Origin of the sequence: Nostoc sp. (genome assembly GCF_036916735.1) — a bacterium.
Lineage (GTDB): Bacteria > Cyanobacteriota > Cyanobacteriia > Cyanobacteriales > Nostocaceae > Nostoc.
Window position 1 is genome coordinate 58,738 of sequence record NZ_JBALFV010000101.1, and the last position, 14,419, is coordinate 73,156.

4 protein-coding genes are annotated in these 14,419 nt (G+C 42.0%); all 4 read left to right on the top strand.

Annotated elements, in window-relative coordinates:
• Positions 1–151 precede the first annotated feature (151 nt).
• Positions 152–5,554: a beta-ketoacyl synthase N-terminal-like domain-containing protein gene (locus V7L20_RS23785; protein WP_334746447.1), complete on the top strand. Its 5,403-nt coding sequence runs from the start codon at positions 152–154 to the stop codon at positions 5,552–5,554.
• A 113-nt stretch (positions 5,555–5,667) separates the two neighbouring features.
• The gene (locus V7L20_RS23790; RefSeq protein WP_334746448.1) at positions 5,668–7,395 is read left to right on the top strand and encodes an SDR family NAD(P)-dependent oxidoreductase; all 1,728 of its coding nucleotides are present in this window, start codon (positions 5,668–5,670) and stop codon (positions 7,393–7,395) included.
• 366 nt (positions 7,396–7,761) lie between these two features.
• Positions 7,762–12,513, top strand: a complete 4,752-nt coding sequence (locus V7L20_RS23795; RefSeq protein ID WP_334746449.1) for a PfaB family protein — start codon at positions 7,762–7,764, stop codon at positions 12,511–12,513.
• Positions 12,514–12,742: 229 nt separating this feature from the next.
• Entirely contained in the window at positions 12,743–14,419 is a 1,677-nt protein-coding gene (locus V7L20_RS23800) for a PfaD family polyunsaturated fatty acid/polyketide biosynthesis protein (protein ID WP_334746450.1), read from the top strand.

The window sequence follows — 14,419 nt, forward strand, 5'->3', positions numbered from 1 at the left end:
GTCAAGGCAGTATGTGTCGTGTGGTGTTGATTTAAAAATAAGCATTTAGCACAGATAGGATAGCTACCTGCTTACAAGACAAGAGATTTTCATTAATTAGTAGGCAACAGAATTACTGTAGCTACATAATCCACAGTACTAACTATGCCCTATGTCTGCTTATTCGATTGATACTGCCTTAGCGGAGTTAGAGAGCCTTATCAACAATTGTGAAAAGGCTGTAATGAAGTCTATAGAGGAAAAAAACATGAAATCAGACAAATCAGTGTCAATCAACAAAATTAACAGACAATTACAACATAATCCTATAGCCATTATTGGGATGGCTTCTCTATTACCTCAAGCCAGAAATTTGCGGGAATATTGGCAAAATATAGTAAATAAAATTGACTGTATTACTGATGTTCCTGCTACCCACTGGAGCATTGAAGATTATTACGATCCGAATCCCAGAACTACTGAAGATAAAACTTATTGTAAAAGAGGTGGGTTTATTCCCGAAGTAGATTTCAACCCGATGGAATTCGGCATACCACCTAGCATTTTGGAAGTCACAGATGTATCGCAACTATTAAGTTTACTAGTTGCAAAAGAAGCGATGGAAGATGCAGGTTATGGTGAAAAACGTGAGTTTAATCGCGAGATGGTTGGGGTAATCTTAGGCGTGGCGATGGCCAAGCAATTAGGAATGCCACTTTCTGCGAGATTGGAATATCCGATTTGGGAAAAAGCACTCAAAAGCAGTGGTTTATCTGACGAGGATACGCAAAAAATTGTTGATAAAATCAAAAGCGCTTATGTGAAATGGGATGAGAACGCTTTCCCTGGAATGTTAGCTAACGTAGTCGCCGGACGAATTGCCAATCGCCTAAATTTTGGCGGGATGAATTGCGTAGTTGATGCCGCTTGCGCTAGTTCCTTCGGTGCTTTAAAAATGGCAATTAGCGAACTAATTGAGCATCGTTCTGACATGATGCTGACTGGTGGCGTTGATACCGACAACACCATCATGGCTTACATATCCTTTAGCAAAACACCGGCGGTTACTCCTAGTGAAAATGTCAAACCTTTCGATGCTAAATCGGATGGGATGATGTTGGGTGAAGGTATCGGGATGATTGTCCTCAAACGTTTAGAAGATGCTCAACGGGACAACGATAAAATATATGCCGTAATTAAAGGTATTGGTACTTCCAGCGATGGGCGTTATAAGAGTATTTATGCTCCTCGCAAAGAAGGCCAAGTTAAAGCCTTAGAACGTGCTTATGAAGATGCTGGCTTCTCTCCTGCGACTGTTGGTTTAATGGAAGCACATGGTACTGGCACAATGGCTGGAGATCCGACAGAATTCGGTTCTTTAAAAGACTTCTTTGATGGACATGATGACAAAAAGCAGCACATCGCTTTGGGTAGTGTGAAATCACAAATCGGACACACAAAAGCGGCTGCGGGTGCGGCGAGTTTGATTAAAACTGCTTTGGCTTTACATCACAAAGTATTACCGCCGACAATTAACATCACTGAGCCAAATCCCAAACTCAACATTAAAAATTCATCCTTTTATTTGAATACCGAAACCAGACCTTGGATTCGTCCAGAAGGGGAAGCACCCAGACGCGCAGGTGTGAGTTCCTTTGGCTTTGGCGGAACTAACTATCACGTTGTTTTGGAAGAATATGAAGCCGACCAAAACCATGCTTACCGCTTACACGGTGCAGCTAGTGAAGTGCTGTTGTTTGCTCCGACATTAGAGCAATTGTTGAGCAAATCGGAAGAGATTTTAGGTAAGTTGCGATCGCCAGAAGGCAACGCACATTACGCACAATTAGTCAATGAGTGCAAATCGCCACAAATTCCCCTCTCTGCTGCCAGATTTGGGTTTGTAGCTGAGAATCTCGAAGAAGCTTGCAAGTTGCTGCAAACTAGCATTGACTGGCTAAAACACAAAGGAACAGCAGCATCTTGGGAGCATCCCCAAGGGATTTATTACCGCGCCTCTGGTATGGAGTTGGGCGGAAAAGTTGTCTCTCTATTTTCCGGTCAAGGTTCGCAATACCTGGAGATGGGCCGGGAACTGGTAATGAATTTTCCTTTGATGCGCCGTCTTCATGGTTATATGGATAGCCTGTTGCTCAAAGATAATTTGCAGCCGTTGTCAGAAATCGTTTTTCCTCATCCTGTGTTTGCAGAGGCAGAAAAAAATGTCCAAATTGCTGCCTTACAACGCACAGAATATGCTCAACCAGCTATTGGGGTGTTGAGTGCAGGGATGTATAGCATCCTGCAACAAGCTGGGTTCAAGTCAGATTTTGTGGCGGGACATAGCTTTGGTGAACTGACAGCGTTATGGGCTGCGGGTGTTTTGAGTACCGAAGATTACCTGTTCTTGGTGAAAGCTAGGGGTCAAGCAATGGCTGCACCCGAAGATCCGGATCATGATGCAGGTAGTATGTTGGCTGTCAAAGAAGACATCAGCAAAGTCGAAGCAGTAATCAGACATTTTCCGCAAGTTGCGATCGCTAATCAAAATTCTCCGACTCAATTTGTCTTGGCTGGCCCCACCGCAGAAATAGCCAGAGTCAGAGACGCTTTACACGAGAAAGGATATACGGCTGTATTGCTACCTGTATCAGCAGCGTTCCATACACCGCTAATCGCCTTTGCTCAGAAATCCTTTGCGATCGCTACTAAGTCTGTCAAATTCCAAAGTCCCAAAATCCCTGTTTACAGCAACGTCACCAGTAAGCAGTATCCCAAAGAACCCCAAGGTATTCAAAAAATCCTGGAAACGCACCTTTCTAATTCAGTGCTGTTTAAACAAGAAATTGAAAATATCTATGCGGCGGGTGGTACTTGCTTTGTGGAATTTGGGCCGAGAAGAATTCTCACCAACTTAGTCAAAGATATCCTTGGCGATCGCCCTCATATTACCGTATCTTTGAACCCCAGCACTCAAAAGAATAGCGATCGCTCCTTACGAGAAGCAGTTGTGCAGTTGCGTGTGATTGGTTTGGCTTTGAATAACCTCGATCCTTACCAACTTCCCCAAACCATCCCCCCAATTGAGACAAAGAAGACATTAAATGTCCGTTTAAACGGGATAAACTACAGATCCGAAAAAACGAAACATGCCTTTGCTCTAGCTTTGCAAGATGGGCATAAAGTCACATTACCCACCCCCGAATATCCTGATGCAGCTCCTTTATTTAGCAGCCCAGGTGTAACACCACCTCTGGCTGCGATCGAGACTAACGGACATAAAAAATCTACCCCAACAATGAACGGTGTCATCACCCAACCAGAGCAACAAATGAATCCTGTGACCCTTTCACAACCAGCCCAGGAATCTAAGATGCAACCAACGCCAGAAAAACTTACAAATTACCAACAACTTTTAGCAAGTTTAGAATACCTCCTGACACAGTTCCAGGAAAATCAAGCTGATAATTTACAAGTTCACGGTACTTATCTCAACCATCAAATGGAATACGCTAAAGCATTCTTCCAACTGATGCAGCAGCAGAATTCTTTGTTGAGTGAAAGTAAATCAACAGCCGAAACTGCCAAAATGAAGCTAGTTGTCATGGAAAGCTTAGAGCGCAGCATGATGCAGTTTCACTCCCAACAAGGTGAAACCCTACGCATCCATGAACAATATCTTCAAGAGCAGTTGGAATATACCAAAAACTTTTTCCAACTCATACAGCAAGAGTATTCTCAAATCATCTCTGGTGAGGGAGTAACTCAACTAACAGAGATCAGTAATTTCACTCCGTTCACCACAGAAACGACTGTTAGTGATGCACCCGTACCTCCTACTACCAAGATAGTAGAAAGCCAGCCTTTGCCTATAACTGAGCCTGTAGCTAAAAATGGCTTAAATGTTATCCAAGAACCTCTGCCGCCTGCTGTAGAGCCTGTAGTTGAAACTCCTGTATCCTCAGAGACGCGATCAATCGCGTCTCTACTTCCGACTCCCCATTTCCCCAGTGTTGAGACAGTAGAGCCTGTAGCCGAGCCACCCATCCCAGTAGTAGAACCTCAAAGCGAGGTTGTAGTCAAAATTAGCTCACTCCCAGTCAACGAAATTGTTGTATTCAGCCCAGAACCAGCATCCATAATTGCTGCACCTGTATCCGGCGCAATCATCGATATTGTTGACTTGGATAAAAATCTCTTAGCCATCACCAGCGACAAGACGGGCTACCCAGTAGAGATGCTGGAAATGGACATGGATATGGAGGCCGATTTAGGGATTGACTCGATCAAACGGGTAGAAATCCTGGGGGCGCTACAGGAAATGTACCCCAACCTACCCAAGCCAAACGTTGAAGAACTGGCAGAACTCCGCACCATCGGTCAAGTTGTAGAGTATCTGCAATCTCAGGCTTCCAGAAGTATTTCTGTAGAAATTGCAATTCACGAAGTACAACAAGCAACCGAGATTGTAGTAGAGACTGTACCCGTAGTTGAGGTAGTCACTTCACCTGAACCAAGTATAGTTGTCGCATTCAAGACAGAACTAGTTGTAACTGATGACTTTGCAGACTTAGGTCAAACCCTGTTAGCCATAACCAGTGATAAAACTGGCTATCCAGTCGAGATGCTGGAACTGGAAATGGACATGGAGGCTGATTTAGGGATTGACTCGATTAAACGGGTGGAAATCTTAGGGGCGATGCAAGAAATGTACCCCAACTTACCCAAACCAAATATCGAAGAACTGGGAGAACTCCGCACCATCGGTCAAATAGTCGATTACCTACAGCAGTTAGCTGGAGGTGAAAAAAAAAAGTATCAGCCTGAGTTTGTCCAGCAGCCACCGGAATTAGAGCATAATATCCAGCGCCATCCAGTCAAACTCAAAAACCTAGCACAGCCTGATTATTTGGATTTCACGTTAGCAGAGGGACACATTGGTTTAATCACCGATGATGGTTCCCTCACCACTTATAAATTAACCGAATCCCTAATCGAGAAAGGCTGGAAAGTAGTAGTTATCAGCTTTCCCCAATCGCTAATTGCCCAACAAACGCCCTTACCCACAGGAGTAACCCGCGTCACCTTAGCAAACTTGAGTGAAGAACATCTCCAACAACAATTGCAAGCGATCGCATCTCACTGCGGAGCGATTGGGGCCTTCATCCATCTCCATCCGATGTTTGTAAGCAATCATACCGGAAGTATTTCTTATAACGAACAAGAAAAAGCGATCGTCAAGCACGTATTTTTGATGGCGAAACACCTCAAACCTTCCTTAAACGAAGCCGCAAAGCATGGACGTAGTTGTTTCTGCACAGTTGCTCACCTCGATGGAGCCTTCGGGTTAGATTACAAAGTTAACTTCGGTGCGATCGGCGCTGGTTTATTTGGATTAACCAAAACCCTGAGATGGGAATGGCCAAAAGTATTCACTCGTGCGATCGACCTAAGCCCCAGACTTGACGCTAAACAGTCAGTACACAACATCATCGCCGAACTTCACGACCCCAACCTTTATATCAGTGAAGTTGGCTATGGCTCACAAGGACGAGTCACCCTCATCGCTGATTAATCTCTTCTGTGCGCGCTCTGTGCGTCTCTGTGGTTCGTCTAAAAAAAACCGCAGAGGCGCAGAGGACACAGAGGAAGAAAAAACCAAAATTATGCAGGTATTTACGAGGATTTATGACACAAACAGCCCAGCTTAGTCCATCATCTGTCTTTGTTGTGAGCGGCGGTGCAAAAGGGATTACGGCTGAGTGTACTATCAAATTAGCCCAACAACAACCCGGCAAATTTATTCTCCTCGGTCGCTCTGAACTATTAGAAACCGAGCCATATTATGCTCAAGATTGTGATGAATCAGCATTGAAAAAATGCATCATGGAAAATCTTCTTTCTCAAGGAGAGAAGCCCACACCCATGAATGTGCAAAAGATATATAACAAAATTACCTCCAGTCGCGAGATTAAAAAGACTCTAGCAGCAATTGAAAAAACTGGAGCTAAAGCAGAATATATTAGCGTCGATGTCACAGATACGCAAGCTTTACAAGAAAAACTTGCCAATGCTGTGCAACATCTTGGACCGATTACAGGAATTATCCACGGCGCTGGAAACTTAGCTGATAAGTTAATTGAAAAGAAAACAGAACAGGATTTTGAAAAAGTTTACACCGCGAAAGTGCAAGGATTGGAAAATTTACTTACTTGTGTTAATCCTAGTCAACTTCAATATTTAGTTTTGTTTTCTTCTGTAACAGGCTTTTATGGAAATATTGGGCAGTCTGATTATGCGATCGCTAATGAAATTCTCAATAAATCAGGGCATATTTTCAAACAACAATATCCTTCATGTCATGTAGTGGCAATTAATTGGGGAGCTTGGGATAGTGGGATGGTGTCACCAGAACTTAAAAAGGCTTTTGCTGAACGAGGAATCGAAGTGATTTCCGTAGAAGCTGGGACACAAATGTTAGTCAACGAGTTGCATCCCACCTATCGAGAAAATACACAAGTTGTCATTGGTAGCCCCCTAGTACCCTTGGCTAGGGAGTTAGATTCTGAACTATGCACCTATCGGATGCGCCGCCGACTGACAGTTGAAGAGAATCCATTTTTATTGGATCATGTGATAGCTGGTTCTCCAGTGTTGCCTGCTACATGCGCTCTATCATGGATGATTGATTCTTGCGAACAACTTTATCCAGGATATAGATTTTTTGCTGCTCAAGATTTCAAAATCTTGAAAGGAATTACTTTTAATGAAAGTCTGACAAGTGAATATATTTTAGATGTTGAAGAGATTTCTAAAACTAATGCTCAACAGATTACATTCAATACCAAAATATCGAGCAAAAATTCCAACGGAAAAACATTTTATCATTTCAGTGCCAAAATCCAACTATTACTAGAAATACCCACTATCCCAATTTATGATGCAGTGAATCTAGAACTAGATAATATCATCACTCTCACTGGCAAATCTTTTTATCAAAATGGAGAAACTACATTATTTCATGGCCCCTCTTTTCAAGAAATCCAAAAAGTTCTAAATATCACCACAGAAAAAATTACTACACAATGTCTATGGCAACAAATCTCAGATAAACAACAAGGGCAATTTCCAGTTCAATGGGTAAACCCATATACAACTGACCTAAGTATGCACGCACTCTGGCTTTGGACACAGCATTTTCATCAAGAAGGTTGCTTACCTGGACAAGTAGCAAAATATGAACAATTTGCAGCCACACCACACAATGAACCCTTTTACGTTTCTTGTGAAGTGAAAGCCAAAACACCCAGTAGTGTAACCGCCGACTTTATCATCCACAATCGAGAAGGACAAGTCTATTCACGTCTACTCGGAGCAAAAGCAATTATTTGGTCAATGAAATTACTCAGAAGCTAGTACCGCAAGGCAAAAGTTGACCCTGAGCGCACTTGTACTGAGCGACTTGTGCCGAGCAAAGTCGAGGTAAGTCGAAGTAGTCGAAGGGTCAAAAGTCAAAATGAGTACAGCGTAAGCATTTCGTTGATTTGGAATGGTGAGGCAGTCCGGTCTTGAGGGTTTCCCTCATAAGGAACTGCCGAACCCGAAGGGGTTGTTTATTTCCGCCGCACTGTACTAGTAATCTTCAACTTCTTCTCTGTACACTTTTTTTCCTTGTGCGTGAGCTATTTCTTTAGCAACCGCCACTTCAAAGTTTGGGGGACAGCGTAAATCCTACCTGTTAAATATCTCTTGCTAAATACCCAAACTCGGAGCATATAAATCGTGGAAAAAATAGCCATCATCGCATTATCATGCCTATTCCCCGATGCAAAGAATCCTGAAGAATACTGGCAAAACCTCGTTAATCAAAAAGATTCCACATCCTCTGCAACCGTCGAAGAAATCGGAGTAGATCCGACAATATTTTACAATCCAGTCAAAGGTACACCAGACAAAACCTATTCCCTCAAAGGCGGGTACATCCGTAACTTCCAGTTTAATCCATCTGAATACAATCTACCATCAGAATTTGTTGCGGGTTTAGATAATACCTTTAAATGGTCGTTGTATACCGCTAAACAAGCAATTATACAAAGTGGTTATTGGGGTAATCAAAATGTTCTTGCAAAATGCGGCGTAATTTTAGGTAATTTATCATTCCCAACAAAATTATCTAATCAATTGTTCTCTCCAATTTACCAGCAAGCGATCGCACCTGCTGTAAGAGAACTTTTGCAGTATGAAGATTTTGATTTAGCTGCTTTCAAAAGTGCAACTAAAGCCTCTTTATACAATGCGATGATATCTGGTTTACCAGCATCTATAGTTGCTCAAGCTCTATCTCTATCACAGATTAATTTATGTCTCGATGCTGCTTGTTCATCATCATTTTATGCGATTAAACTAGCATCTCATTACTTATGGTCACACAAAGCCGATGTTATGCTAGCTGGAGCCATCAGTTGTGCAGATTCCCTATTTGTGCGGATGTTATTTTCCGGTGTTCAAGGGTATGCAGAAAACGGTATTAGTCGCCCCTTAGATAAGTCCTCTAGAGGACTAATTCCCGCCGATGGTGTAGGGATGGTGATGCTGAAAAGATATTCTGATGCCGTTAGAGATGGTGATCATATTCTCGCAACTATCTGCGGTAATGGACTCTCGAATGATGGCAAAGGTAAACATTTACTCAGCCCTAATCCTAAAGGACAAACCTTAGCTTTTGAACGAGCCTATAATGAGGCAAAATTTAGTCCCAAAAGCATTGATTATCTAGAGTGTCACGCCACCGGCACATTGCTAGGAGATACAACTGAATTCAATTCCATCGAAACATTCTTTGGTCAAAATCAAGCTGCGCCTCTGGTAGGTTCTGCTAAGGCAAATACTGGTCACTTGCTAACTGCTGCTGGCATGGTTGGCTTGACTAAAGTGATTTTGAGTATGTCTCATGGTGTAATTCCAGCAACCATGAATGTTTCTGAACCTTTAACATCAGAAAGAGGTACAATTTCTGCCGACAAAATTGTTAGAACAGCTACAACATGGCCTAATAATAACACACCAATTAAACGGGCAGCTATTAGCGCTTTTGGTTTTGGCGGCACTAATTCTCATTTGATTTTAGAACAAGGAACTACAACAGAATCAGTTGAATCAATTCCACCTGTTCCACCTACCAAAGTTGCCATTGTTGGCATGGATGCCTTTTTTGGTAACTGTAATGGTTTAGATGCTTTTGAACGTAGTATTTATGATGGAACACAGCATTTTACTTCTCTACCGCCTCAAAGATGGCATGGTATAGAAAATCAAGAAAGTATTTTGAAAGAGTACGGTTTAGCAGATGGAAAAGCACCAGCAGGGGCATATATCAAAGATTTTGAAATCGATACTTTATCGTGTAAAATTCCACCGAATGAAATAGAGAAATTAAACCCACAACAATTATTGCTCCTAAAGGTTAGCGATCGCGCCGTGAAAGATGCCAAACTACAGGAGGGTGGCAATGTGGCAGTGATTGTCGCCGCCGAGACAGAATTCTCTGTGCATCAGTTACAGCAAAGATGGAATCTATCTTGGCAGGTTAAGGACGGCTTACTCAACCAAGGAATTTCTCTACCTGATGAACAACTGGCGCAACTAGAAACCATTGTCAAAGATAGCATTCATCAACCAGTAGAAATCGGCGAATATGTAAGCCACATCGCCAACATCATGGCAAGCCGGATTTCTGCTTTGTGGAACTTCACAGGCCCTGCATTCACCGTCAGCGCTGGCGAAAATTCTGCCCTCAAAGCGTTGGAAGTTGCTCAAATGCTACTCGCCACCGGAGAAGTAGACGCGGTGGTTGTGGGTGCAGTAGATTTAGCCGGTGGTGTAGAAAATGTCTTGTTCCGCAGTCAATTTGCCCCAATTAATACAGGTGTCAATACGTTGGGTTATGACCAACAAGCTAATGGCTGGACGGTTGGCGAAGGTGCGGGTGCTATCGTCCTCAAGCGCTACGAAGCTGCTAAGGAAGATGATGAACGCATCTATGCAGTAATTGATGCCATGAGTTTTGCACAAGGTAATTCTACTTTGGGTAACGGATTGGTAAAACCTGATGCTTCAATTATTAGCAATGTCTGCAAACAAGCCTTCCAGATGGCAGACATTCAACCCACAGAGGTTAACTATGTGGAAGTCTTCGGTAGTGGCGTTTCCCAGGAGGATGAAGCAGAAATCACAGGTTTACTGCAAGCTTATCCCAAAGTGGGCAATGGTTTACATTGTGCATTGGGCAGCATCAAAGCCAATATCGGTCACACCTATACAGCATCGGGAATCGCTAGCTTAATTAAAACCGCTCTGTGTCTTTATTACAGGTATATTCCTGGCACACCCAAATGGTCTGGTGTCAAAACACCGCAAGTATGGTCAGGTAGTCCCTTCTATGTGGCAATGGAATCAAGACCTTGGTTTATCGATCAAGGCGCTACACGCAGATTAGCAGCAATTAATAACATGGGTATAGATGGGAGTTATGCCCATTTAATCTTATCAGAAGAACCCAGCCAACAAGAACGGGACAACAGATATTTGCAGCAAATACCTTATCATCTGTTCCCGATCGCAGTTAGCGATCGCTCCAACATACCAGATTTACTAAACAATCTTCAAAAAACCATCGAAGAAAGTTCCTCTTTATCGGCTACCGCCAGCCAAACATTCGCTAATTTTGAAGGACACTCTGATGCAAAATACGTCTTATCAATCACTGGACGTAACAAAAAAGAACTATTTAAAGAAATTGAATCTGCTCGCAAAGGTGTAAATAATGCCTTTGAGAACGGCACAGATTGGCAAACACCAATAGGAAGCTATTTCACAGCTAAACCATTGGGTAAAACTGGAGCATTAGCTTACGTTTATCCGGCAGCTGTCAATTCTTATGTGGGTATCGGTCAGAATCTCTTCCGCTTATTCCCAAAAGTCTACGATGACACGATATTCAATAGTCTTGCTAATCGTGCTATCGAAATTCATCAGCGACTTTATCCCCGAAGCTTGCAGAAATTTTCTACCAGGCAACTAGAAACTCTTGAAAAAGAATTTTTAGATGATTCCCTAGCAATGTTTGAAACAGAAATTGCTTATTCTCGACTGATTACTACAATTATTCGAGATGATTTCCAAGTCAAACCGCAATGTGTCTTTGGCTATAGCCTCGGCGAAACTAGCATGATGTCTGCCCAAGGAGTTTGGAGCAATTTTTCTGGTGGAAGTAGCAATTTAAATTCATCTCCTCTGTTTGGCGATAAGTTATCTGGTCCGAAAAATGCTGTGCGTGAATATTGGGGATTAACAGATTCACCAAACAGCAATTTTTGGAATACCTATGTTCTCATGGCTACTCCATCTCAAGTTAGAGAATGCCTGAAATATGAGAATCACGTCTACTTAACTCAAATCAACACACCAGAAGAAGTATTAATTGCTGGTGATGATGCCGCCTGTAAGCGAGTGATTACAACTTTAAGTTGCAACGCTTTCCCCGCTCCCTTCGACCATGTGATACATTGTGAAGCAATGCGATCGCAGTACGAGGAAATCAAGAAGGTAAACACCTTACCATCACAAAATCTTCCCGGTATTGTGTTTTATTCTGCCGCCGATTATCAACCGATTACACTTGAAAGTGATTCCATTGCTCACAATATCGCCAAAGGATTGTGCCAAGAACTTGATTTTCCGCAATTAGTTAATCGTGTCTACAGCGATGGAGTCCGAATATTTTTAGAAGCGGGCGCTGGTAGTGTCTGTTCGCGATGGATTGATAAAATCCTCAGTAGCAAAGAACATATTACAGTTTCTCTGAATCGTAGAGGAATGGATGACCATGCTTCGATAGTCAAAGCATTAGCAAAACTACTCAGTCATCAGGTGAACTTGGATTTATCGCCACTGTATAGCAAAGCCCAAGAAACTGCTAATTCAAATAAAGCAACATTGAGAACAGTTATCTTGGGTGGAAAAGCAATTTTTGCTACAATTTTGAGCGAAGAAAATCGTAAAATTGTTGAAGATTTCGCTGGGTATCTTAGGAGTGAACGCTTCAAAAAACCGCATTTAAACATACCTAATCACCAACAATCTGAAATCACAGATTATTTTAACACTTCCAACCAAATTACCCAAGAAGAAAATTACTCCCCTAGCATCTTGCCTCAGCCAGAAGAAGTAAAGCCGAAAAATATCATTGATAACGTTTTTGAAACGAGAGAACAATTACAATCTTCTGAGTCAAGTGCAATTCAACAGCCAATTCCTCTTTCTTCCCCACCCGTCATAACTAAAAAAATTAGTAGCATCATTAGCATGTTCGATTTAAACAAGACTCAGTATCAAAAGCTCAATGCTAATAACTCCAAGATAACTAAAGCACACACCGCCTTCTTACAAGCTAGACAAGATTACAGTCAACAAATGAGCGAAATAATTCAATTACAACTAGCTTGCGCCCAAAACTTGCTTAACGACGAATCTTAATATCTCATACCAATTCTCTCTAAATTTTCTCTTCCTTACCGCCCTTAGCGCACTTTGCGGTTCGTTTAATAATTATTACGTGCATCTTCCTAGAGAATTGGTATTACTCTCTTCCTCTGTTTTCTCTGCGCCTCTGCAGTTCGTAAAAAAATAAAACTTAGACTCCTATAAAAAGTCTACACCCTTCAACTTTTATCATCCATTGCTTGTAATCCGAGGGATAACTGCCGTGACAACCGTAGATACGGTACTAAGTAAACACGATAATGGCCTTAATTTCTCTTCCTGGTCTTATAACAAAAACCAGGTTTGGAAAGGTTCTTTAGAAACTGTATCTTTTGAAAAACAAACCATCAAAGATAAATTGATGGTATTAAATAAACCCTGCTACATCGTGAAAGTTGCCGGAAAAATCGGTGTCACTAATGAGGGTTATTTATCCCCTGGTGATAATGGCACAACAGCACAAGTAGAACTGCTAACATTTGCAGCACCAATCCGCATTCAACAATTTGGAGATCCTAATTTCCTCTCCTCTCACGGAGTGAAATATGCCTATGCTACTGGTGCAATGGCTGGTGGAATTGCTTCCGAAGAAATGGTTATTGCGCTGGGAAAAGAGCAAATTTTGAGTTCCTTTGGTGCAGGTGGTTTAATTCCAGAACGTTTGGAAGTAGCAATTAACCGCATTCAAGAAGCTTTACCTCAAGGACCTTATGCTTTTAATTTAATTCACAGTCCCAATGAACCTGCGATTGAACGCCGGGCTGTAGATTTATACCTCAAATATCAAGTAAGAACAGTAGAAGCATCTGCATTTCTCGACTTGACGCCCAACATTGTTTATTATCGTGTTGCTGGATTGGGCTTGAATAACGCTAATCAAATTGAAATTAAAAATAAAATCATTGCCAAAATTTCTCGCCGAGAAGTTGCTACTAAATTTCTACATCCAGCACCAGCCAGAATACTCAAAGAACTTCTCGAAGAAGGATTAATTACTGAGTTACAAGCAACTCTTGCAGCCAAAGTTCCGATGGCTGATGATATTACCGTCGAGGCTGATTCTGGAGGTCATACAGATAACCGTCCTCTGGTTTGTGTATTACCTTCTATTATTGCCTTGCGGGATGAAATTCAAGCACAATATCATTATCATACACCCATTAGAATCGGTGTAGCAGGTGGAATTGGGACACCTCAATCAGCATTAGCGGCTTTTATGATGGGTGCTGCTTATGTTATGACCGGCTCAATCAATCAGTCATGCGTTGAATCTGGGGCTTGTGAACATACTAAAAAGTTATTAGCCCAAGCTGAAATGGCTGATATGATTATGGCCCCAGCAGCAGATATGTTTGAAATGGGAGTCAAATTGCAAGTTCTCAAACGGGGTACAATGTTCCCCATGCGAGCGCAAAAATTATTTGAACTCTATCGCGCTTATGATTCCATTGAAGAGATTCCTTTGGCAGAAAGAGAGAAATTAGAAAAACAAGTTTTTCGCAAAACTATTGCTGAAGTATGGGAAGGAACTGCGGCTTATTTGTCCCAAAAGAATCCTGAAAAACTTGGGAAAGCAGTGAATAATCCTAAACTAAAAATGGCGTTGATTTTCCGTTGGTATCTAGGATTATCTTCTCGCTGGTCTAGTTCTGGTGAAAAAGGTAGAGAAGTCGATTATCAAATTTGGTGTGGCCCGGCAATGGGCGGTTTCAATGACTGGGTACGTGGTTCCTATCTGTCTGAACCCAATAATCGTCAGGTAGTTGATGTTGCTAATCAAATTATGACTGGTACAGCCTTTTTGTATCGTGTCCAAAATTTGAAAATTCAAGGGCTGCAAACTTCTGATTATTACAGTCAATATCACCCTGTTCGTTCTACATCATTGTTGGAGATTTAA